This is a genomic window from Microbacterium sp. S1037 (assembly GCF_048381605.1).
GTDB lineage: Bacteria > Actinomycetota > Actinomycetes > Actinomycetales > Microbacteriaceae > Microbacterium > Microbacterium testaceum_B.
In genome coordinates, this window is sequence record NZ_JBLWIG010000001.1 from 383,362 (window position 1) to 404,511 (window position 21,150).

Below are 21,150 nucleotides of genomic sequence, written 5' to 3' on the forward strand. Positions count from 1 at the left end.
TTAAACGTTTAAGTCGACGTCGGCGCAAGAGTCGATTCGACGTCGGGTACTGTCGGGCCGTGTGACGCCCCGCAAACCGACGCTGCACGACGTGGCCGCCGCCGCCGGCGTCTCGATCGCCGCCGCGTCGTTCGCGCTCCGCGACAAGGCCGGCGTCTCCCCCGAGACGCGGGAGCGCGTGCTCGCCGCCGCCCGCGCGCTGGGCTACGTCGTCAACGCGCCCGCGCGCAGCCTCCGAACCGCCCGATACGGTGCGATCGGGCTGTACCTCCCGCCGGGCGCGACGCGCCTGCCGTATTACACGGAGTTCGCCTTCGGGGTGGTCGACGCCGCCGACCGGCGCGGTCTCTCGGTGATCCTGCTCCCGCATCGCGAGGCCGACGACGACACCCCGCCGACGGCGTTCGTCGACGGGTACGTGGTGGTCGACGGGACGACGGACGACGCCGGGGTCCGCGCGATCCTCGACACCGGCCGTCTGGTGATCAGCGCCGAGCACCTCGTCGGCGGAGAGGGACGCGTCGCGGGGAGCGTGGTCTATGACCACGAGAGCGCCCTCCGCGGACTCCTCGACCATCTGACCGACCGGGGCGCCGGACGCATCGCCGCGGTGCTCCCCGCCGCGGGAACCGCGTGGAGTCGCGAGCTCACCGCGACCTACGAGACGTGGACCGCCGAGCGCGGCGGCATCCCGATCTCACGCGCCATCGGCTTCATTCCCACCGCCGAGGAAGTCGACGCGGCCGTGGGCGACATCCTGGCGACGGAGCGTGTCGACGCCCTCATCGTGGGCCCGAGCGGGTCGGCGGCACCCGCCCTCGAAGCCGCCCACCGCGCCGGGAGAGGGGTCGGCGCCGACCTCCTGCTCGCGGCGTACGTCGATGAGCCGATGCACGCGCTGCTGACCCCGACGGTGACATCGTTCGACCTCGAGGCACGCGAGGTCGGCGCGGCCTGCCTCGAGCTGTTCACCGCGGTCCAGGACGCCGATCCCCCGACCGACCGCGTGCAGGTCAGGCTCCCGCGGCTCGTCGTGCGCGCGAGCACCGCGAGACCATAGGCGGCGCGCGCCGGATTCGGACGGATGCATCGGATTCGGACCGAATGCCCCATTTCTTCCGGATCAGGTGACGGTCTCCGAATCTGCGAGGGCGCACGCGCTCGTGGGGCGACGCCGGGCGGCCACCTAGAGTGAATCCCGTGCGGGTGCGGTTCTTCGGCGGGTTGAGCGTCGCCACGGATGACGGGGATGCCGTCGTGCCCGGGCGCGGCCAGCAGTCGCTGCTCCTCCGCCTCGCGGTGGATGCCGGCACCACCGTGAGCGCCCGCGCCCTGGTCGAAGATCTCTGGCCCCTCGACGTCCCCGACGACCCCCGGGCGGCCCTGCAGTCGCTCGTGTCGCGCCTGCGCCGCGCGCTCCCCGCGGGCTCGGTGTCGTCCACGCCCGGCGGTTACCGCCTCGACGTGGACCGCCGCGACGTCGACATCACGCTCTTCCAGGACCTGGTGGCCGAGGCCCGTGAGACCGACGACGGCGCCCGCGCCCGCGAAGCGCTGGCACTGTGGACCGGCGACGTCTGGACACCGGGCGAGGGCTTCGACTGGCTCGTCCGCGACCTCCTCGAAGATCGCGCCCACGCCGAGCGCCTCGCCGCGGCGGCCCCCGCACCCGCGGCTCCGCCCGTGCTCCCCGCCCCGGTCACGACCCTGATCGGCCGAGGTGACGAGCTCGACGCCATCCGCGCACGTCTCACCACGGACCGGCTCGTCACGATCGTCGGCCCGGGCGGAGCGGGCAAGACCACGCTCGCCGTCGAGACCGCCCGCGGACTCGCCGGTGCGATCGTCGTCGAGCTCGCCCCGGCCGCGGCGGGAGAGGTCTGGACGGCGATCGCCGGTGCCGTCGGACGCGGCATGCGCGTGCGCGACACGACCGGCGCGACCTCGACCTCGGCCGAGCGTGTCGCCGAGGCGGTCGCCGGACGCGAGGTGCTGCTCGTGCTCGACAACTGCGAGCACGTGACGGGCGAAGCGGCGGACGCCGCGCTGACCCTCCTCGGGATGAGCGAGGGTGTGCGCGTCCTCGCGACGAGCCGTGAGCCGCTCGGCATCCCGGGCGAAGCCTTCGTCGACCTCGGCCCTCTGCCGCCCGCCGATGCGGACGCCCTGTTCGGCCGCCGCGTGCGATCCGCGCGCGGGAGCGAACCGACGCCGGACGAGCACGAGGCCGCCGCCCGGATCGTGCGCCGCCTCGACGGGCTCCCCCTGGCCATCGAGCTCGCCGCCGCGCGCTCGCGCACCCTCACCCTCGCCGAGATCGACGCCGGCCTCGACGACCGCTTCGCCCTGTTGTCGCGCGGACCGCGGCTCAGTTCGGAGCGACACCGCACCCTCCGGGCGCTCATCGACTGGAGCTGGGACACCCTCACCGACCCCGAGCGGGTCGCCCTGCGCGCCGAGGCCGTCTTCCCCGACGGCATCGGCGCCTCGGACGCCCGCGCCGTCGCCACGGCCTTCGGGGTGGATGCCGACACTCTCGACGCCCTCGTCGACCGCTCGCTCCTCACCCGGCGTGACGGACGATTCCGGATGCTCGAGACCGTGCGCGAGTACGGGCTCGACCGGCTGCGCACCGACGGCGAGGAGGAGCGGTACCGCCGCACCGCCGCCGACGTGCTCACGGTTCTCGCCGCGCGGTGGGAGCAGGACGTGCGTGGGCCGGGGCTCCCTGCTGCCCTCGCCTGGTTCGACGCGAACGACGAGAACCTGACCGCGGCGCTCCGCGCCCTCGCCCGGGCGGGAGACCGTCGCGCGGGAGCAAGACTGCTGCGCAGCCTGCTCTGGCCGTGGGCGATCCGCGAGCGCAGCGACGACCTGCGGCGCGCGGTCGCCGACGTCGCCGATCCCACGACCCCTCTCGACGACGAACCGACCATCGTGGTCGAGGCGGTCGCGCTGTTCTCGGCCACCTTCCCCGAACCCGGCGGCACGACCGGCCTGTCGCCCGAGGTCTTCCTGGCCCGCCGCCTCGAGCTCGAGGAAGCCGCTCACCGACACCCCTCGGAGGTCACGGCGCTGATCCCGCCGCTGCTGCGTCTCGCGGGCTCGGTGCTCGCCGTGGGGGACGGTGACGCCGCCCGAACCTGGCACGTCGACGTGACCGACACCGAGCTGCACGCCGCACCGCCGTGGTCGCGGGCGATCCTGCACACGCTGCACGCCGGGGCCGCGCAGAACGCCGGAGACGCCGCCACGCTCGGCGTCGAGAGCGGCCGCGCGCTCGAGATGTTCACCGCGATCGGCGACCCGTGGGGCACCGGCTTCGCGAGTCAGCTGCGCGCGGAGTGGCTCATCCTCGAGGGCCGCCTCGACGAGGCACTCCTCGTCACCGACCGCTCGAGCGACGCGATCCGCGGCCTCACCTCGGTCTCGGACTTCCTGCAGCAGCGCGCCCAAGCCGTCGGCATCCTGCTCCGTCTCGGACGGGACGACGAGGCGCGCGCCCGTGTGGAGGAGATCGAGCGGCTCGCCGACGCCGACGGCTCGGTGCGCTCCGTCGCCCAGGCGGCCATGACCGTGGCCCATGTCGCGGTCGCCGCCGGCGACGGAGCCGAAGCCCTTCGCGCGGTCGAACGCATCACGCTCGAACCCGGCTTCCCGGATCAGTTCGTGGCGTGGCGCGACGCGCAACGCGCGCAGGCACTGCTGCTGCTCGATCGGCACGACGAGGCCCGCGACGCGCTCCGCTCAGCGCTCGAGCGCGCGATCAGGTCACGGGACTTCCCGATCGTCGCGACGGTCCTCCTCGCGATCGCCGGGTGGAACGCCGCGACGGGGCGTCGCTCCCGCGCCGAAGAAGCCCTCGCCCGGGCCGCCGCCGTGCGCGGGGCCGCAGACGTCCGCGACCCCTTCTTCGTGTGGACGCGCGAGCGCCTGGCCGAGCTGCCCGAGGCTCCCACGACGGAGGGCCCCGGCATCCGGACGCCCCTGTCGGACGTGGATGCCGAGGCCCTCGCGGCCCTGCTCGACTGAAGCCCGCTCGGCTAGGCCTTGCGCATGTAGGCGCGCACCGTGAGCGGAGCGAACACCGCGACGATGACCGCCGCACCGATGAGCGAGATGAGCGCGTCGGAGCCGACCGTGCCGCTGTTGACGAGGTCGCGCACCGCGGTCACGAGGTGCGACACGGGGTTGACGTTGACGAACCACTGCAGCCACGAGGGCATCGTGTCGGCGGGGACGAACGCGTTGGACAGGAACGTCAGGGGGAACAGGATGATCATCGAGATGCCCTGCACGCTCGAGGCGCTGCGGGCGATGACCCCGAAGAACGCGAAGATCCAGCTGATCGCCCACGAGCACGCGATGACGAGGAGTCCCGCCGCGACGACGGCCCACAGGCCCCCCTCGGGCCGGAAGCCCATGACGAAGCCCATCGCGAACGTCAGCGTCGTCGCGATCGCGTAGCGGACCGTGTCGGCCAGCAGCGCCCCCGACAGGGGCGCGATGCGCGCGATCGGGAGGGAGCGGAACCGGTCGAACACGCCCTTGTCCATGTCTTCGCGCAGCTGCGTGCCGGTCACGACCGAGGTCGTGATGACCGTCTGCACGAGGATGCCGGGGATGATGATCGGCAGGTAGTTCTGCACGTCGCCCGCGATCGCGCCGCCGAAGATGTACGTGAACATCAGCGTGAAGAGGATCGGCTGCAGCGTCACGTCGATGAGCTGCTCGGGCGTCCGCCGGATCTTCAGCAGACCGCGGCCCGCCATGGTGAGGGTGTTCTGGACGGTCTGCGCGAGGCTCGCGGTGCGCGGGAGGTCGCGTTCGAGGGTGAGGGCGCTCATGAGCGGACTCCTTCCAGGGCGTCGGCGTTCTCGTGCGCCGGGCGGTCGTCGGTGGGCACGCCGGTGCCGGTGAGGGTGAGGAAGACCTCGTCGAGGGTGGGCTGCTGCACACTGAACTCGCTCAGGTGCACGCCCTCCTCGCGGAAGGCCACCAGCAGGTCGGTGACCTGATCGGGGTCGGACATCGGCACCGTGAGGCGCGCCGCCTCCGGAGAGACGATGGCCGTGGCATCCAGGACACGTCCGACCGTCGCGCGGGCGACGTCGAGATCGGAGCCGGGCTGCAGACGCAGCACGAGCGACGCCTGCCCGACCGAGGCCTTGAGCTCGAGCGCCGTGCCCTCGGCGACGACGCGTCCGCGGTCGATGACGGCGATGCGGTCGGCGAGCTGGTCGGCCTCGTCGAGGTACTGGGTGGTGAGCACGACGGTGGACCCGGATGCCACGAGCCGGCGGATCGTGTCCCACATCTGCCCGCGGGTGCGGGGATCCAGGCCCGTGGTCGGCTCGTCGAGGAAGATGAGCGGCGGCTGGGCGATGAGGGATGCCGCGAGGTCGAGCCGGCGACGCATACCGCCGGAGAACTTCGCGAGGGGACGCGATGCCGCCTCGGTGAGGCCGAACTCCTCGAGGAGTTCGCTCGCCTTTCGACGGGCGTCGCCCCGGGAGAGGCCGAGGAGGCGCCCGAAGATCATGAGGTTCTCGGTGGCCGAGAGCTTCTCGTCGACCGAGGCGAACTGCCCGGTCAGGCCGATGAGCTGGCGCACGACGTGCGGCTCTCGGGCGACGTCGTGGCCGAAGATCTCGGCCCGACCGCCGTCGGGACGCAGCAGCGTCGTCAGCATGCTGATGGTGGTGGTCTTTCCGGCGCCGTTGGGGCCGAGCACACCGTAGACCGTGCCGGCTTCGACGACGAGATCGACGCCGTCGACGGCCCGGTTGGAGCCGAACGTCTTGACGAGCCCTTCGGCTCGGACCGCGGGAGAGCGGGTGGATGAAGTGGTCATGACGACAGGATGCGCCGGGCGCACTGTCGTGCTCCTGTCACCGCGACGGGGGCGCTGTCACGGCGCTGTCAGGGGCGCTCGCGCGCGTCTGTCGGTGTCGGGCGGATCGGCCCGCGGTCTCGCCCCGGGCGGGGCGGCCGGCACGGCCTCGGCCTTCACTGGGCGGGCGGGCGCAGCTGCGTGAACTTCACCTCGTGCACGGTCCAGGCGGCGAGGGCGACCAGCGGCAGGATCCCGACGAGGGGGAAGAAACCCGTGATGATCGTGGCGAGGTATCCCACAGCGATGACCGCTACCGCGAGCACCGTCACCACCTCGTTCGCGCGTTGGCGGGCGAACAGCCACATCGCGCGTGCGACCGCGCGCTCGCGCAGGGGGCCGAGCACACCGACACCGATCGCCGTGACGCTCACGAAACCCAGGGCCGCGCCCAGGCGCGAGCCGAGCGGCATCCCGAGGACCTGCACGAAGATCGCGAACGTGAAGAAGGGGGTGACCAGTGTCGCGAGGGTGGCGAGTCCGATCAGGCGCCGCACGAGCAGGGCGGTCGCCACATGCGCCACGTAGGGCGGAACGCGAGCGAGCGGATGCTCGCTCAGCACGCGGCGTGCCGTCATGATCGCCTCGGCCCGGCGCCCGGTGAGCGCCTGCGCCCCGGCGAGCATCTGCCCCACCATCGGATCCGTCGGTGCGATGCGGGCCGCCTCTTCGGCGAGGCGCAGGGCCTCCTGACGCCGGGGGACCTCGATGAGCGCGATCGACGACGCCGCGGTGAGGGCCTCGACGCGTTCGTCGTCGGCGACAGCGTTCGCGAGGGCCGCCTCCGCCTCGACCCGGGCGGGCCCGAGGAGCCGTCGCTCGCGGAGAACGCGGGCGAGCAGGACGCGGAACTCGCTGCGCCCCGGGTCGAGCCGCACCGCTTCGCTCGCCCATCCCGTCGCCTCGACCAGATCGCGGGCGAACGTGATGCGGGCGAGCAGGGCGGCGGCATGCGCGCGCAGCTCGGCGTGAGCGAAGGCCAGACGCGCGTCGCGCTCGGCGGCCTCGAGGTCGCCGGTCTTGAGGCGCGCGTAGGCCGTCAACGCCAGGGCCGGCCCGTGGTCGGGCTGCTCGGCCAGTACCCGCTCGAGGATCCGCAGCGCGTCCCGCGGCTCGTCGAGCAGGAGATACCGCCGCGCCTCGGCGATCGGATCGGGGGCCATCTCAGATGCGGTGCCGCTTGAGGTAGGCCCGCAGCTGACCGAACGTGCCGTCGTCGATCCCGTACTCGAGCACCGGCTTGATCTGCTCGAACCATTCGCGCGTGGAGGGCACGACCTTCGCCGCGGCCCTCTCGAGATCGGCGGTGCCGATCATGCGCGGAACCCCGGATGCCACGGACTCGGTGAATGCGGCCTCGATCGCCTGGTGCACGACATAGGCGATGTCGGCACCCGAGAACTCGGCCGTCCGTCGCGCCACCTCTCGTGCGTCGACCGCAGCCACGGGCTTGTCCCGCAGGGTGTTCTCGACGATCGCGACGCGCGCGGGCTCGTCGGGCGGAAGCACGAGCACCGTGCGATCGAGTCGTCCCGGACGCCGGAGCGCCGGGTCGACGTCCCACGGACGGTTCGTGGCGGCGAGGATGTAGATGCCGTCGTTGTCGGCATCCACCCCGTCGAACTCTTCGAGCAACTGGCTGGCGAACATCCGCAGGTACTGGGACGACGAGCCGCCGGACGTCCGGCGCCCGCCGATCGCGTCGAACTCGTCGATGAAGATCACGCACGGGCGCGCGGCGCGGGCCGCCTCGAAGAGGGAGTGGATCGCCTGCTCGGTCTCGCCGAAATGCGGACGCACGAGATCGGCGAGCGTCGCGTGCACGAAGTTCGCTTCGAGCTCGCCCGCGATCGCGCGGGCGATGAACGTCTTTCCACAGCCCGGCGGGCCGTACATCAGCAGACTGCCGCGCGCGGCCTTGCCGAACATGCGCGCCATCTCGGGATTGCGCATCGGAAGGAGGAACGCGCCGTTCAGGTGCTGCTTGACTTCGTCGAGCCCCGCGACGTCGGCAAGGGTCACCGCCGGACGCTCGACGTCCCAGGCCGGCTTCTCGACCTGTTCCGCGGAGATCCCGACGAGGGGCGGGTCGTCCGGCGGGGTGTCGGGCGCGGCGGGGGCCGGCCCGGTCGCCGCGGCGGGCGCGGGCACAGCGGGCGGGGGCGCGGCGGGAGGCGTCGCGGCGGGCGACGTCGCCCAGGGCGCGGGAGGCGGAGGCACCGACGCCGGGCCGGTCGGAGCCGCACCCGTCGCGCTCGCGCCGGGTGCGGCATCCGGAGCCTGTCCCGCGCGCAGGCGCGCCGCCATCAACCGCGCCCGCAGCACGTTCACGGTGGCCGCGTTCGCGCCCTGCTCGGCAACACGATCGATCTGCACGGCCGCCTCGTCGAGGTGGTCCTGCAGCAGCAGCTCTATGAGGTCGACGCGCAGACCGATGTTCCCGGGGTCGGCCTCGACGGCCGCCCGGATGATCTCGACGAAGTCCTCGGAGCCCGTCATGACCCGATCAGGCTCCGCGCAGCCGTTCGGCGAGGTAGCCGTGGAGCGCGTCGAGGCCGATGCGCTCCTGCCCCATCGTGTCGCGGTCGCGCACGGTCACGGCGTTGTCGTCGAGCGAGTCGAAGTCCACCGTGACGCAGTACGGGGTGCCGATCTCATCCTGGCGGCGGTAGCGACGGCCGATGGCTCCGGCATCGTCGAAGTCGATGTTCCATCCGGCCGCGCGCAGCGTGTCGGCGACCTCACGGGCCAGCGGCGACAGGCGCTCGTTGCGCGAGAGCGGAAGAACGGCGACCTTGACGGGCGCGAGCCGCGGGTCGAGCTTGAGCACCGTGCGGGTGTCGGTGCCGCCCTTGGCGTTCGGAACCTCTTCTTCACGGTAGGAGTCGACGAGGAACGCCATCATCGCGCGGGTCAGACCGAACGACGGCTCGATGACGTACGGGGTGTACTTCTCGCCCGACGCCTGGTCGAAGAACGTGAGCGACTGACCCGACGCCTCGGAGTGGCTCTTGAGGTCGTAGTCGGTGCGGTTGGCGACGCCCATGAGCTCGCCCCACTCCTTGCCCGGGAAGCCGAAGCGGTACTCGACGTCGATCGTGCCGGCGGAGTAGTGCGCGCGGTCGTCCTCGGGGACGTCGAAACGCTTCATGTTCTCGGGGTCGATCCCGAGGTCGATGAACCAGTTCCAGCAGGCCTCGACCCAGTGCTCGAACCACTCGTTCGCCTCGGCCGGAGGCGTGAAGTACTCGATCTCCATCTGCTCGAACTCGCGCGTGCGGAAGATGAAGTTCCCGGGCGTGATCTCGTTGCGGAACGCCTTGCCGACCTGGCCGACGCCGAACGGGGGCTTGCGACGGGATGCCGTGAGCACGTTCGAGAAGTTCACGAAGATGCCCTGCGCGGTCTCGGGACGCAGGAAGTACAGACCCGACTCGTCGTCGACGACGCCGAGATACGTCTTGACCAGGCCCGAGAACGACTTCGGCTCGGTGTACTGGCCCTTCGTGCCGCAGTTCGGGCACGGGACGTCGGCGAGGCCGTTCTCGGCCTTACGGCCCTTGCGGGCCTCGAAGTCCTCGATGAGGTTGTCGGCGCGGAAGCGCTTGTGGCAGTGCAGGCATTCCACCAGCGGGTCGGTGAAGGTCGCGACGTGGCCGGACGCCTCCCACACCCGCTTGGGCAGGATGATGCTCGAGTCGAGGCCCACCATGTCACCGCGCCCGCGGACGAACGTCTGCCACCACTGGCGACGGATGTTCTCTTTCAGCTCGGTGCCGAGGGGGCCGTAGTCCCACGCCGACCGCGAACCACCGTAGATCTCACCGGCCTGGAACACGAACCCGCGGTGGCGGGCGAGGGCGATGACCTTGTCGAGGCGGGACTGTTCGGCCACGGTGGCTCCAATGGTCGGGAAAGCTGTGGGATGCCGCGGATGACGCGGACCCCCAGTTTACCGAAGCGGCCCGTCGCCGCCGGGCCCGTGCGCCGGGCTCGTGCGCCGGGTCCGCGCCCCGGGTCCGTGCGGCGGTTCAGCGCGTGAGGCGCTCGCGTCGCACGGTCACGGCGTCGAGAGCTGCCCCGTCGATCTCGACGCCGAGGCCGGGTCCGGTGGGCACGCGAACGTGCCCGTCCTCGATCACGGCGGGTTCGGTGACGATGTCGCGCGTGTAGAAGCGGGCGGATGCCGAGATGTCACCCGGCAGCGTGAAGCCGGGCAGGGCGGCGAGAGCGGCGTTGGCCGCGCGGCCGATCCCCGTCTCGAGCATGCCGCCGCACCACACGGGGATCCCAGCCGCGCGGCACAGGTCGTGCACCTCCACGGCCTCGAGGTAGCCGCCCACGCGACCCGCCTTGATGTTGACGATCGCCGCGGACCCGAGCGTCAGGGCGTCGGCGGCCGCCTTCGCCGAGACGATCGACTCGTCGAGGCACACGGGCGTCCGCAGCTTCTTCGCGAGCTGCGCGTGGTCGACGAGGTCGTCTTCCTGCAGCGGCTGCTCGATGAGCAGGAGGTCGAAGCGATCCAGTTCGGCGAGGGTGTCGGCATCCTGAAGCGTGTACGCCGAGTTGGCGTCGACCTGCAACGGGATGTCGGCGAAGGTCCCGCGGACGGCGGCGGTGTCGGCGATGTCGCGCCCGGGCTTGATCTTGATCTTGATGCGGACGTACCCCTCATCGAGGTATCCGCCCACGACGTCGACCAGCTCGGCGGGATCGCTCTGGATGCCGACCGAGACTCCCGAGGGCACGCGGGTCTTCTCGGCCCCGAGGTACTGGCCGAGGCTCCGCCCCTCGGCGCGCAGCGCGGCGTCGATCACCGCGAGCTCGAGGCCCGCCTTGGCCATGCGGTGCCCGACGAAGGGGCGCAGGATGCCGGGAACCTCCTCGGGCGCGAACGTCCGGCGCTCGAGCAGCGCCGGCACGAGATAGCGGCTCAGCACGTCCCACGCGCCCGCGGTGTATTCGCTGGAGTACAGCGGTTCGGCCATCGTCACGACCTCGCCCCAGCCCACGCCGTCCGCGGTCTCCGCCGCGACGACGATCACCTCGCGCACGGTCTCGGTGCCGAACGACGTCGTGAACGGCGAAACGAGGGGCAGGTGCAGCACGCGGAGCTCCACGGCATCCAGGGTCACGGGCGAGGCGGGGCGGGTGAGGAGCATGACGGCAGGCTAACCGTGCGCCCGCGCGGACCGGGGGCGCGCTCACGGCGTGCCGGTGGCGCACCCGCGGCGAGCCGGGGGCGCACCTTCGGCGAGCGAAACTTCTGAAAGATCGGCGCTCGGGCCGCTTCCCTGGGACCGAGCGACCTTCCACCGCCGGTTTCTCAGGAGTTTCGCTCGCGGTCCTGCCGCAAGCCGAGGACCGGCGAGGGCCGCCGAGGGCCAGCGGAGGGACCGGCGACGCCCCCCGGGCGCCGGAGACCGTAACGCCCCCTCCCGCACCTGGCAAGGCCGACGACCGCGCCGCCCCGCACGCGTACGGTCGGGCGCATGAGCGACGACTTCACCCCCCGCCACGCGATCGTCACCGGCTCCGACTCGGGGATCGGTGCGGCCACCGCCCTCGCCCTCGCCGACGCCGGGATCGACGTCGCCGTGACCTACCACTCCGACAAGGACGGCGCGGAAGAGACCGCCGCCGCCGTCCGCGCCCGCGGATCCCGCGCAATCGTCGCGCAGTTCGACGCGACCGATTTCGGCGCGGTCCCGGATGCCGTGAACGCCATGGCCGACGAGCTCGGGGGCCTCGACGTCTTCGTCAACAACGCCGGCGGCGGGATCGGGGGCTCGTTCCTCGACCTCGACTTCGACACGTGGCGCACCGACATCTCGCTCAACCTCGACGGCGCGTTCCTCGCCCTGCACACGGCCGCACGCCGCATGGTGGAGGCGCGCAGGGGTGGCCGACTCATCGTGGTGTCGAGCGTGCACGAGCACCAGCCGCGCGTCGGATCCGCCCCCTACGTCGCCGCGAAGCACGGTGTCGGCGGCCTCATCAAGACGATGGCCCTCGAGCTCGGACAGTACGGCATCACCGCGAACGCCGTCGCCCCGGGGGAGATCGCGACCCCCATCAACGACATGTCGTCGGAGGATGCCGAGCGCACCCACCGCCCCGGGATCCCGCTCGGTCGCCCGGGCAAGCCCGAGGAGATCGCCGACGTGATCCGCTTCCTGGCGTCTCCTTCGGGCTCGTACGTCACGGGCGCGAGCTGGGTCGTCGACGGCGGGATGCTGCAGATGGGCCCGCAGGCGGGCTCGCACATGGATTCGGACGCATGGCGTTCGGCCGGAGAGAAGTGAGAGCGATGAGCGACGACAAGAGCTTCGAAGAGAACCGTCACGATCAGCTGACGTCGGCTCCCAAGGCCACCGAAGAAGACGCGGCCCCGCGCTTCGACGTCACCGAGCACGACGGCGTCACACGCATCGACGTGCGCGACGATGCGGCCGTGCGACCCGGCCCGGGTCAGGGCGACCCCGCGGCCGAGAAGGACGAGCCGGTCTCCGGCGACTGAGGCTCAGACGATCAGGTAGCCGCGACGGTCGAAGCCGCCGATCCGACGGCCGGATGCCAGCTGCCCCCGCAGTTCGTCCCGCACGCGCACGCGCCACGCGGCGGCGGCCGGCGGGTCGGTCCGACGGAGGGCCTCGATGTCGTCGGGGATCTCGACGACCGCGCGAACGGTGTCATCCGCCGGTGTCGGGGCGGGCGGTTCGGCGAGAGCCCACGACACCATGAGTCGGTCGGACTCGTCCCCGCGGTTCACGTCGTCGGGCATCTCGCCGTACTGGTTGATTAGATAGTCGGTCACGCGCGTGCCGAGCACGGCGAGGTTGAAGTGCGCGTTACGCGCGATGAGCGGGTCGAAAGTCCAGGTGATGTGCCCGATCCCCCGCCCCAGCGCCCACTCGCGCTGATGGTTCTTCAGCTGCCGACCGAGGCCACGGCCCTGATAGCCGGGCAGGACCCCGGTGATGTGCGAGTGCATCGACCGCTCGGCGGGCGGACCGAAGAACGCCGCCGAGGCGCCGATCATGTGCTCGCCGTCGAAGAGCCCGACGACGTAGTTGCCGGAGTGCTCGAGCGCCCGCAGGATGTTCGCCGGCATCGTCGCCCGGTCTCCGACCCACACCGCATCGAACAGGCGCGAGGCCTCGTGGATGCCCTCGATCGTCTCGAGGGGACGGATGTCGATCTCGCTCATGCCCCGAGTCTGGCATCCGGCGACAGCACCTGCGACAGTGTCGGCGACAGCGCCCGCGCCTCTCACCCTCGTCCCACTTCTGACGCTTCGTGTCCCACATTTCGCCACTTCACGGCGCCTCAACCAGCAATAAGTGGGACAAGGGATGCCGCACCGGGCCTGGAGAGCCGGAACAGCCCACCGCGTGACGAAAGACCGGGTCGACTCGTCACACCAGTGACGCCGCACCGCGCGGGCCCGACGGGAGGACGAGACGATGAGAGCCGGACGCATCACCACCGCCCGCCGCACGCGAGGGGTGTTCATCGCGACCGGGGTCGGCGCGGGGATCGTGGTCCTGATCGCTCTGGGGCTCTTCCTGCCGCTCCTCGGGTTCCTCGCCGGGGCCACCGCGTCGACCGCAGGTCTCATCCCCTTCCCCGCGCTGAGCGTGACCCTCGCGACGCTGGTCGGCGTCGTCATCGTCGCGGGACTGCTCCTGCTCGCGCTCACCCGCCGACGCACGGGCGTCGCGATCGTGTGGGTCGTGCTCGCCGTTCTCGTCGCACTCGCCGTGACGGTGTTCCCGCTGGTGGCCGTGGCATCCGGATCAGCGGAGCGGGCCTCCGACGTCGCTCCGCTCATCGGCGAGCTGTGGGGTCGGCTGACCGGCGGGGCGTGAGCCGTCAGCGGGGCAGCTTGTCGATCCCGCCCACGTGGCGGATCGTGCGACCGCGCTCGACGGCGATCGCGATCCCGCCGACGAGCCAGAGGGGCACCTGCATGAGGAACGCCCAGCGGAAGGCGTCCAGGGAGTAGGTGTCGGGGGTCCCGGCACCCTGCACGTCCATCGCGATGCCGATGAACAGGATCGCGAGGAGCGCCGCGAGGAAGCCGCCGCCGTTCACGATGCCCGTCGCGGTGCTGAGCCGGTGGCTCGGCGTGAACGTGCGGGCGTGGTCGAACGCGATCATCGACGCGGGGCCGCCGGTCGACAGCGCGAACATCAGCACGATCAGCAGCCACACCGGAGCGGGTCCCGGCCAGACGATGACGACGATCCACACCGCCGCCTGGAACACCACGGTCGGCAGGACGAGCCAGCGCGAGCGCCGCGTCGGGTGCCGGCTCGACAGCGCGCCGATCACCGGTCCGCACAGGATGCCGAAGAACACGAGCGTCGTCATGATGAGCGACGCGGTGGCCGGTGCGAGCCCCTCGCCCGCGGTGAGGAACGGGAACCCCCACAGCAGCATGAACGCGGTGCCCGCGAACGGCGTGGCGAAGTGCGACCAGAAGCCGAGGCGCGTGCCCGGGTGCGCCCACGACTCGCGGAACCCCTGACGCAGGTCGGCGGAGGATTTCACGACGCGGATCGCGCCCGTCTGCGTGTCGACGGACGTGTCGACCGGATCGGAGCGCCGTTCGGGCGGGCGGTTGCGGATGATCAGGTACGTCAGCACACCGAACAGCACGCCGAGCCCGGAGACGCTGCCGAACGCGACGCTCCAACTCGTGGCGTGCAGGAGGGCGGCGAGCGGCACGACGGCGATGATCTGCCCGAACTGGCCGATGATCCCGGTCAGCTGCACCAGCAGGGGTGCTCTCTGCGCGGGGAACCATGTGGCGATCACGCGCAGCACGCTGGGGAAGATCGCCGCGTCACCCGCGCCGATGAGCACGCGGGCCAGGATGCCGATCCCCACCGCATCGGCGAACGCCATGACGAGCTGGCCCGCCGCCATCAGCAGCATGCCGATCGCGATGATCGGGCGGGCGCCGAAGCGATCGAGGAGGAGGCCGACCGGGATCTGCATCGCGCCGTAGACGAAGAGCTGGATGACGGCGAACATCGACAGCGCCGAGGCGTCGGCGTGGAAGCGGGTCGCCGCGTCGACGCCCACCGCCGACAGCGAGGTGCGGTTCACGATCGACACGACGTAGGCGAGCAGCCCGATCCCCCACAGCAGCCACGTGCGCCACCCCGGGCGGTCGAGGCGCAGGGAGTCGGTCACGGTTCCAGGCTATCCGCGCGCACCGACATCCGGTCGCGGGGTGGCGCGGCGGAGGCCACGGCACGACACGGCGCAACCGAAGCGGTCAGGAGGCGAGATCGCCGAGCACGTCGGACATCCGCTGCCGGACCTCTTCGAGATGGCGGGTCAACGGCATCCGGTTCTCATCCGCCAGCCATCGCTCGAGAGCGGTCTGCAACAGGTCGACGGTGAGACCCGCCACGACACGGGACGTGAGCGGATCGGCGCCGCGCGCGGCGCACCCCGCGCGGATCGCCTCGCGCAGGTCGGCCTGCTTCTGCAGGTCGCGTTCACGGAGGGCAGGCTCGTCCTCGATGATGCGACGGGATGCCGCCATCTGATCGCGCCGCGGCTCGAACCTCTCCGCGGCGAGTGCGCGCAACCCCGTCCACGCGATCGAGAACGGCGCCGCCCCGGCCGGAGCGGCGGCCAGCATCGCCGTCGCCAGGCCCGGGATCTCGTCGTCGCCGAAGAAGACCTCGCGCTTGTCGCTGAAATGGCGGAAGAACGTCCGCCGCGTGACTCCGGCGCGCTCGACGATGTCGGGCACGGTCGTCACGCCGAAACCGCGCTCCTCGAAGAGCTCCAGCGCGGCGACGCGGAGCCTCTCCCTGGTGTCCGGAGCCCATCTCGCCATGCCTCGAGCATAGGTGATGTCACTTGGTGTCATCAGGTCTATAGTGAAGACACTTCGTGTCATCACTGCGGAAAGGCCCCGATGTCCACCCACGCTGCGGCGATCATGCCGGCACCCCGCGCTCGCCTGACCGTGACGACCCTGCCCACCCCGACGCCCGCTCCCGACGAGGTCCTCGTCCGGGTGCGGGCCGTCGCGGTCAATCCCGTCGACTGGGTCATCCAGGGCACCAGCCGGGTCACCTACCGGTGGCTGCGCACCCCAGCCGTCCTCGGCTCCGACGTCGCCGGGGAAGTGCTCGCGACGGGCGCGAACGTCACGCGCTTCCGCGTGGGACAGCGGGTCTTCGGCCTCGCCACCGGAACCGACCGCGGGCGCGATCCGCTCCGCGAGGGCGCATTCCAGGATGCCACCGTGTTGAGCGAGCGGCTGACGACGGCGACGCCGACGTCCCTCTCCGACGAGGAGGCCGCGGTCCTCCCCCTGGCCGTCTCGACCGCGGCCTGTGCGCTGTTCCAGCCCGCCCATCTGGGGCTCCCCACCCCCTCCGCCGAGACCACGGGAGGCGGTGCCGGCGTGGTGGTGGTCTGGGGCGGCTCGACCAGCGTCGGGATGAGCGCCGTCCAGCTCGCCCGCGCTGCCGGCTACGACGTCGTCAGCACCGCTTCGCCGCGCAATGCCGACCTCGTGCGATCGCTCGGAGCCGACGCCGTCGCCGACCACGGCTCTCGGACGGCCGTCGACGACCTCGTCGCCGCGATCGGCTCGCGCCCCGTCGTCGGCGCGGTCGCGCTCGGCGCCGGATCGGCGGACGCGTGCATCGACATCCTCGCGCGCACCGGCGGCACGCGACTGGCCCTCGCCAGCACCCCGTACTCGCTCTCCGGCCTCGTCGGCCGTCGCCGCCTGTTCCCGGCGATGATCCCGGTCTTCTCGCGCATCGGGCTGGCGACCGTGCGATCGATGCTCCGCGCGCGACGCCGTGGCATCCGGGCCGCTTTCGTCTGGGGAAGCAGCCTGCGCGACGACGACCTCGGGCCGCGGCTCTGGGGCGAGGTGCTGCCCCAGCTCCTGGCCGACGGGCGCCTGCGCGCCCTCCCCGAGCCGATGGTCGTCGGCACAGGACTCGCGGCCCTCCAAGACGCCCTCGACCGGCAGCGGGCGGGCGTCTCGGCACGCAAGATCGTGGTGCGACTCTGAGCACCGCCGAGTCGGGACGGGGCGTGGTCAGCGACGTCACCGGCGCACGGCAGAATGGACCGATGGTCTCCGCGAGCCCCCACCTGCAGCCCGATCACGCGTGCCTCATCGTCCACGGCAGCGACACCCCCGGCATCATCGCCGCCGTGTCGGCGCTCATCGCCCGCCAGGGCGGCAACATCGTCGCCTTCGACCAGTACTCGGACGACCCGCGCGGGGGTGCGTACTTCCAGCGCGTCGTGTTCTTCCGGCCGAACCTCGCCGCCGCTTTCCCCGAGATCGAGGCCGACCTCGCCAAGACCCTCGGCGACGGCTTCGAGCTGGAGTGGACGCTCACCGACCTCTCCACGCCGAAACGCATGGCGATCCTGGCGTCGAAGCAGGACCACTGCCTCCTCGACCTGCTGTGGCGTCACCGCCGCGGCGACCTCCCCGTGAGCATCCCGATGGTCGTGTCGAACCACACCACCGCGGCGGAAGACGTGCGCTCGTTCGGCGTCCCGTTCTTCCACGTCCCCTCGACGCCCGGCCCTGACAAGTCGGCATCCGAGGCTCGCATTCTCGAGCTGTTGGTCGGCAACGTCGACTTCGTCGTGCTCGCGCGCTACATGCAGATCCTGTCTCCCGAGTTCCTCGAGAAGATCGGCGTGCCGGTGATCAACATCCACCACTCGTTCCTCCCGGCGTTCATCGGTGCCGAGCCGTACAAGAAGGCGAAGGAGCGCGGGGTCAAGCTCATCGGCGCCACCTCGCACTACGTGACGAGCGACCTCGACGAGGGTCCGATCATCGAGCAGGACACCGTCCGCGTCACGCACGCCGATTCGGCCGCCGAGCTCGCGCGCCGCGGCGCCGACGTCGAGCGCCAGGTGCTGTCGCGCGCGGTGCTGTGGCACGCCGAAGACCGCGTCATCCGCCACGGCAACCACACGATCGTCTTCTGACGCCCGAGCGTGATGCCGGCTCGCGGATGCCGCGGCCCCGACCTCGTCAGTCCGGATCCGTCGCGCGGCTGAGCGGACCCGTTCCCCCGCGCGGGGGCTGCTTGCGCTGATCGGACAGTTCGCCGCCGACGCGTCCACCGTACGGACGGCCGTGATCGGCGAACTCCGCTCGGAAGTACGCCAAGCGCCAGTCGCCGAGCTCGATGCGCGCCCCGGTGCGCAGGATCCGCCCGTCGCCGCGGCGTCCCTCGATCGACGCGCCTCCGCCCCCGACTGCGTCGAAGCCATAGAGCACGTACTCGTCGTCGCCCTCGTGGCGGATCTCGGCGTGCACGGGAGCGAGACCCGGCAGGCGCAGGTCGGCCTCGTCACCCGAGCCGATGACCGTGCGCTCGGGCAGGAGGTCGAACTCGCGCGGTGGCTTCCCGTCCCAGGTCGCCGACCCGACGGCGAAGATGAGACGCGGTCGCCCAGACCCCGGCGTGTAGTGCGTCGTCGTGATGCGGCGACGTACCGTGCGGTTGACGGTGGGCACGAGCGGCAGGGGCGTTCCGGGCGGCACCGGCACCGACGGACCCCGGTCGCGCCGGACGAGCAGCGGCGCGACCGCCGCGACCGACCCCAGCCGGATGTGCGGCGAGCCGGTGACCACTCGCTGCAGAACACTGCTGCGCACATCCCCGAGGTGCAGGATCGGCCCCTCCGGCCCCTCCACGCGCACTGAGATCCCGCGCGCGGCGAGCGCGTCGGCGACGGTCGCGAGTTCGGCGAGCGTGCGCCGGCCGTTGCCGGGCAGGCGCGACGGATCGTTGATCACGACGCGCACCTCCGACCCCGCGGCGGTGACGGTCCCCTCGAACGACGGGGTGCCGGCATCCGCCCCTCCGACTTGCTCGGCGAAGGTCAGGTCGATGTCGAGGCGCACCATCTCGGCGCCGCCTCTCAGTTGCCGCGGTACGGGTCGGAACCCGCCGCGGTGTCATCGCTGGTGGTGACGCGCAGCGTGCCGTTGAGCTTCCACGTGGCGCGGGGAGCGTCGGGCCCGATGTCGCGCGGCACCTCGATCGTCATGTCGACGAACGAATAGTTCACGGCTGCGCCTCGGCCGGTCAGGTACGACCACATCTCGCGACCGAGGTCGGTCCAGTCGGTGATCGAGTGCCCCGACGGTCCCGTGGGGTCGGCGAACGGGTCGGTGGTGGCGGTGGAATCGGACATGACGGCATCCCTTCGGTCGGTGAGGGGCACCAGGCTCCCACCGGGGACGGAACACGAAGGAGGGATTGCGCTTCGCGTCCTGCTGAGGCAGCGTCCGTCAGGGACTCAGGTGGTGCGCGCCGTCGGGGAGGCGTCGACGACGCCACGACCCGAGGATGTGCTCCTCCATCGCGACGCGCGCCGCGACCGCGTTGCGGGCCTCGATCGCCTCGAACACCCGCTCGTGCTCCGCGAGGGTGCGGGGCACCGCGTCGACGGGGTTGTTGCCGTCCCACCGGGCGCTCTGTCGCGGACGCACGAAGAACGAGCGCGCGATGGTCGCCGCGATCTGGTTCTTGGACGCCGACATGACCGAGAGATGGAACTGCATGTCGGCCTCGAGGAAGGCGGGATTGTCGTCCTGCAGACGACGCATGTCGTGCAGGTGACCCTGGATCTGCAACAGCGACTCGGCGCTCCCGGTCGCCGCGACCTCGCTCGCCATGACGCCCTCGAGCGCGGCCCGCACCACACTCACCTCGTCGAGCACACCGAGCGACTCGTCGTGACGCACGAGCGAGTCGAAGACGAGGGGGTCGAGCACGTTCCAGTCGTTGAAGGGACGCACGCGCGTGCCGCGCCCCTGGGCGACCTCGACGAGACCCTTCTCCTGGATGCGCTTGACGCACTCGCGGATCACGGTGCGGCTGACCCCGAACTCGTCGCACAGGGCCTGCTCCGGCGGAAGGTACTCCCCGATGGCGACGGCACCCGTGACGATCGACTCGACGAGATCCTCGAGAACCCGGGCGCCGATCCGATCGATCTGTCCCCGCTTCGGCACCCCGGCGCGAGGCTCGGCGGCGGGAAGCATGGAGAGCACTCTACTCCGCCTACCGCTCCACGCTCCGGCGGACGCCGAGTTCGAGACCGGTGCGACTGTCGCGCACGTGCGGGCCCTGCTCACCGCCCCACACGAACTCCGCCGCGCCCGCGTGGAGCGCCTCGTCGATCGCAATCCCTCCCCCGGGGAGATCGCCCAGCACGAGGCCGCCGTCGGCCACCTCGTAGTCGACGGTGACACCGGTCGGCATCTGCGCGGTGGTGACCTCGGTCAGTAGGTGGTTGGGGATCGCCGTGGCCACAGCCATCGTCGAGGGGTTCGAGGTCATGCCGATGGGGCTCACGGGCAGGTCGCGCGCGTGGGCCGCCACGGCGACGCGCAACGAGTGCGTGACGCCCCAGACCGCCGCGGCCTGGACGATGTCGACGGCCTCCGCGTCGAAGAGCTGACGGTACTGCTCGAGGCCCGTGAGGTTCTCGCCCGTCGCGACGGCCGGGGAGATGGCATCCCGCAGCCGTCGCATACCCGCCGCGTCCCAGCGGCGGAGCGGCTCCTCGACCCACGCGATCTCGACGCTCTGTTCGAGGTGCTGGATGTAGCGGATGGCCTGCGGCAGGTTCCACGACTCGTTCGCGTCGAGCATGACCAGCGGCTCGTCGGTCGCTTCGCCGAGCACGTCGCGCACGAGCGCGAGCCGCTCGGCGTCGTGCCGGTAGTTGCGGCCTCCCTTGAGCTTGGCCGCGGTGAAGCCGCGGTCGCGCATCGAGGCGTAGAAGTCGGAGAGTCCCGCGGCGTCCAGGGCGATGTCGAGCCCCGACGCATAGCCCGGGATGTACCGGTCGCGGCCCCCGAGCAGGCGCCACAGCGGCTCGCCCAGGGCTTTCGCCTTGATGTCCCAGAACGCGCTGTCAAGGGCACCGATGCCTCCGAAGACGGCACCGCCGTGCCCGTTCTTGAACATGCGCGCGATCATCCGGTCGTACAGCCACGACGTCGCGCGCGGGTCCTCGCCCTCGACGGCCTCGAAGAGCTGCGGGATGCCGTCGTGCATCCCCATCCCGACGCCCTCGATGCCCTCGTCGGTCTCGACGATGACGAGCGGCAGGGCCGTGACGCCGGAGGCGATGAACCCGTTGACGTCGCCGACGGGGCGCCCCCAGTCGAGCGTGGTGTTGATCAGGCGGTAGCCGGTGATCTTCATGACTGA

20 protein-coding genes are annotated in these 21,150 nt (G+C 71.6%); 7 read left to right on the forward strand and 13 right to left on the reverse strand.

Annotation, left to right across the window (positions count from 1 at the left end; all coding sequences use genetic code 11):
* The first annotated feature begins 61 nt into the window (after positions 1–61).
* Entirely contained in the window at positions 62–1,060 is a 999-nt protein-coding gene (locus ACMW4R_RS01625) for a LacI family DNA-binding transcriptional regulator (RefSeq protein ID WP_418298962.1), read from the forward strand.
* Between the two features lie 140 nt (positions 1,061–1,200).
* On the forward strand, positions 1,201–4,032 hold the full coding sequence (locus tag ACMW4R_RS01630; RefSeq protein WP_418298963.1) for an ATP-binding protein: 2,832 nt from the start codon (positions 1,201–1,203) through the stop codon (positions 4,030–4,032).
* An 11-nt stretch (positions 4,033–4,043) separates the two neighbouring features.
* Here the strand turns inward: ACMW4R_RS01630 and ACMW4R_RS01635 are convergent, their stop codons facing one another.
* The 6 genes from ACMW4R_RS01635 to menC form a co-directional block, all read right to left on the reverse strand.
* Positions 4,044–4,847, reverse strand: coding sequence for an ABC transporter permease (locus ACMW4R_RS01635; RefSeq protein ID WP_058615089.1), 804 nt, complete (start codon positions 4,845–4,847; stop codon positions 4,044–4,046).
* On the reverse strand, positions 4,844–5,854 hold the full coding sequence (locus tag ACMW4R_RS01640) for an ATP-binding cassette domain-containing protein (protein WP_058595287.1): 1,011 nt from the start codon (positions 5,852–5,854) through the stop codon (positions 4,844–4,846). The genes ACMW4R_RS01635 and ACMW4R_RS01640 overlap by 4 nt, the downstream gene beginning before the upstream one ends.
* Before the next feature lie 155 nt (positions 5,855–6,009).
* Complete coding sequence (locus tag ACMW4R_RS01645) at positions 6,010–7,056, reverse strand: tetratricopeptide repeat protein (protein ID WP_418298964.1); 1,047 nt, start codon at positions 7,054–7,056, stop codon at positions 6,010–6,012.
* Between the two features lies 1 nt (position 7,057).
* On the reverse strand, positions 7,058–8,392 hold the full coding sequence (locus ACMW4R_RS01650) for an AAA family ATPase (protein ID WP_418298965.1): 1,335 nt from the start codon (positions 8,390–8,392) through the stop codon (positions 7,058–7,060).
* A 7-nt stretch (positions 8,393–8,399) separates the two neighbouring features.
* Positions 8,400–9,788, reverse strand: coding sequence for a glycine--tRNA ligase (locus ACMW4R_RS01655; protein WP_363336546.1), 1,389 nt, complete (start codon positions 9,786–9,788; stop codon positions 8,400–8,402).
* 136 nt (positions 9,789–9,924) lie between these two features.
* Positions 9,925–11,058 (reverse strand): o-succinylbenzoate synthase, encoded by a 1,134-nt coding sequence (menC, locus tag ACMW4R_RS01660; protein WP_418298966.1) that lies wholly within the window; start codon positions 11,056–11,058, stop codon positions 9,925–9,927.
* A gap of 330 nt (positions 11,059–11,388) precedes the next feature.
* Here menC and ACMW4R_RS01665 point away from each other — a divergent pair, with 330 nt between their 5' ends.
* Both ACMW4R_RS01665 and ACMW4R_RS01670 read left to right on the forward strand, forming a co-directional pair.
* Positions 11,389–12,201, forward strand: coding sequence for an SDR family oxidoreductase (locus ACMW4R_RS01665; protein ID WP_418298967.1), 813 nt, complete (start codon positions 11,389–11,391; stop codon positions 12,199–12,201).
* A 5-nt stretch (positions 12,202–12,206) separates the two neighbouring features.
* Positions 12,207–12,416, forward strand: a complete 210-nt coding sequence (locus ACMW4R_RS01670) for a hypothetical protein (protein WP_058595283.1) — start codon at positions 12,207–12,209, stop codon at positions 12,414–12,416.
* A gap of 3 nt (positions 12,417–12,419) precedes the next feature.
* Here ACMW4R_RS01670 and ACMW4R_RS01675 read toward each other — a convergent pair whose 3' ends face one another.
* Positions 12,420–13,106 carry a GNAT family N-acetyltransferase gene (locus tag ACMW4R_RS01675; RefSeq protein WP_418298968.1) on the reverse strand — a complete coding sequence of 229 codons (687 nt, stop codon included), beginning with the start codon at positions 13,104–13,106 and terminating at the stop codon, positions 12,420–12,422.
* Positions 13,107–13,362: 256 nt separating this feature from the next.
* On the opposite strand from ACMW4R_RS01675, the gene ACMW4R_RS01680 reads away from it, so the two are divergent.
* Positions 13,363–13,767 (forward strand): MFS transporter permease, encoded by a 405-nt coding sequence (locus ACMW4R_RS01680; protein ID WP_418298969.1) that lies wholly within the window; start codon positions 13,363–13,365, stop codon positions 13,765–13,767.
* Between the two features lie 4 nt (positions 13,768–13,771).
* On the opposite strand, the gene ACMW4R_RS01685 is transcribed toward ACMW4R_RS01680, so the two are convergent.
* Together ACMW4R_RS01685 and ACMW4R_RS01690 are read right to left on the reverse strand one after the other, a co-directional pair.
* On the reverse strand, positions 13,772–15,100 hold the full coding sequence (locus ACMW4R_RS01685; protein WP_058595280.1) for an MFS transporter: 1,329 nt from the start codon (positions 15,098–15,100) through the stop codon (positions 13,772–13,774).
* An 85-nt stretch (positions 15,101–15,185) separates the two neighbouring features.
* Positions 15,186–15,758: a TetR family transcriptional regulator gene (locus ACMW4R_RS01690; protein WP_058626175.1), complete on the reverse strand. Its 573-nt coding sequence runs from the start codon at positions 15,756–15,758 to the stop codon at positions 15,186–15,188.
* Between the two features lie 81 nt (positions 15,759–15,839).
* On the opposite strand from ACMW4R_RS01690, the gene ACMW4R_RS01695 reads away from it, so the two are divergent.
* The gene (locus ACMW4R_RS01695) at positions 15,840–16,958 is read left to right on the forward strand and encodes a zinc-binding alcohol dehydrogenase family protein (protein ID WP_418298970.1); all 1,119 of its coding nucleotides are present in this window, start codon (positions 15,840–15,842) and stop codon (positions 16,956–16,958) included.
* Positions 16,959–17,020: 62 nt separating this feature from the next.
* Positions 17,021–17,902 carry a formyltetrahydrofolate deformylase gene (gene purU, locus ACMW4R_RS01700; protein WP_058595298.1) on the forward strand — a complete coding sequence of 294 codons (882 nt, stop codon included), beginning with the start codon at positions 17,021–17,023 and terminating at the stop codon, positions 17,900–17,902.
* A 46-nt stretch (positions 17,903–17,948) separates the two neighbouring features.
* Here purU and ACMW4R_RS01705 read toward each other — a convergent pair whose 3' ends face one another.
* From ACMW4R_RS01705 to ACMW4R_RS01720, 4 genes are all read right to left on the reverse strand, one after another.
* Positions 17,949–18,830 carry an FHA domain-containing protein gene (locus ACMW4R_RS01705; RefSeq protein ID WP_418298971.1) on the reverse strand — a complete coding sequence of 294 codons (882 nt, stop codon included), beginning with the start codon at positions 18,828–18,830 and terminating at the stop codon, positions 17,949–17,951.
* A 14-nt stretch (positions 18,831–18,844) separates the two neighbouring features.
* Complete coding sequence (locus ACMW4R_RS01710) at positions 18,845–19,120, reverse strand: hypothetical protein (RefSeq protein ID WP_058626178.1); 276 nt, start codon at positions 19,118–19,120, stop codon at positions 18,845–18,847.
* Positions 19,121–19,217: 97 nt separating this feature from the next.
* Positions 19,218–19,973 (reverse strand): FadR/GntR family transcriptional regulator, encoded by a 756-nt coding sequence (locus tag ACMW4R_RS01715; protein WP_058595275.1) that lies wholly within the window; start codon positions 19,971–19,973, stop codon positions 19,218–19,220.
* A gap of 19 nt (positions 19,974–19,992) precedes the next feature.
* Entirely contained in the window at positions 19,993–21,144 is a 1,152-nt protein-coding gene (locus ACMW4R_RS01720; RefSeq protein WP_418298972.1) for a mandelate racemase/muconate lactonizing enzyme family protein, read from the reverse strand.
* Positions 21,145–21,150 lie beyond the last annotated feature (6 nt).

Bases quoted from the DNA above. Each gene is read 5' to 3' on its own strand.
- ACMW4R_RS01665 (WP_418298967.1), top strand. From the start codon at position 11,389: ATGAGCGACGACTTCACCCCCCGCCACGCGATCGTCACCGGCTCCGAC.
- ACMW4R_RS01695 (WP_418298970.1), top strand. From the start codon at position 15,840: ATGTCCACCCACGCTGCGGCGATCATGCCGGCACCCCGCGCTCGCCTG.
- ACMW4R_RS01705 (WP_418298971.1), bottom strand. From the start codon at position 18,830: ATGGTGCGCCTCGACATCGACCTGACCTTCGCCGAGCAAGTCGGAGGG.
- ACMW4R_RS01675 (WP_418298968.1), bottom strand. From the start codon at position 13,106: ATGAGCGAGATCGACATCCGTCCCCTCGAGACGATCGAGGGCATCCAC.
- ACMW4R_RS01690 (WP_058626175.1), bottom strand. From the start codon at position 15,758: ATGGCGAGATGGGCTCCGGACACCAGGGAGAGGCTCCGCGTCGCCGCG.
- ACMW4R_RS01640 (WP_058595287.1), bottom strand. From the start codon at position 5,854: ATGACCACTTCATCCACCCGCTCTCCCGCGGTCCGAGCCGAAGGGCTC.
- ACMW4R_RS01680 (WP_418298969.1), top strand. From the start codon at position 13,363: ATGAGAGCCGGACGCATCACCACCGCCCGCCGCACGCGAGGGGTGTTC.
- purU (WP_058595298.1), top strand. From the start codon at position 17,021: ATGGTCTCCGCGAGCCCCCACCTGCAGCCCGATCACGCGTGCCTCATC.
- ACMW4R_RS01645 (WP_418298964.1), bottom strand. From the start codon at position 7,056: ATGGCCCCCGATCCGATCGCCGAGGCGCGGCGGTATCTCCTGCTCGAC.
- menC (WP_418298966.1), bottom strand. From the start codon at position 11,058: ATGCTCCTCACCCGCCCCGCCTCGCCCGTGACCCTGGATGCCGTGGAG.
- ACMW4R_RS01650 (WP_418298965.1), bottom strand. From the start codon at position 8,392: ATGACGGGCTCCGAGGACTTCGTCGAGATCATCCGGGCGGCCGTCGAG.
- ACMW4R_RS01715 (WP_058595275.1), bottom strand. From the start codon at position 19,973: ATGCTTCCCGCCGCCGAGCCTCGCGCCGGGGTGCCGAAGCGGGGACAG.
- ACMW4R_RS01635 (WP_058615089.1), bottom strand. From the start codon at position 4,847: ATGAGCGCCCTCACCCTCGAACGCGACCTCCCGCGCACCGCGAGCCTC.
- ACMW4R_RS01670 (WP_058595283.1), top strand. From the start codon at position 12,207: ATGAGCGACGACAAGAGCTTCGAAGAGAACCGTCACGATCAGCTGACG.
- ACMW4R_RS01720 (WP_418298972.1), bottom strand. From the start codon at position 21,144: ATGAAGATCACCGGCTACCGCCTGATCAACACCACGCTCGACTGGGGG.
- ACMW4R_RS01710 (WP_058626178.1), bottom strand. From the start codon at position 19,120: ATGTCCGATTCCACCGCCACCACCGACCCGTTCGCCGACCCCACGGGA.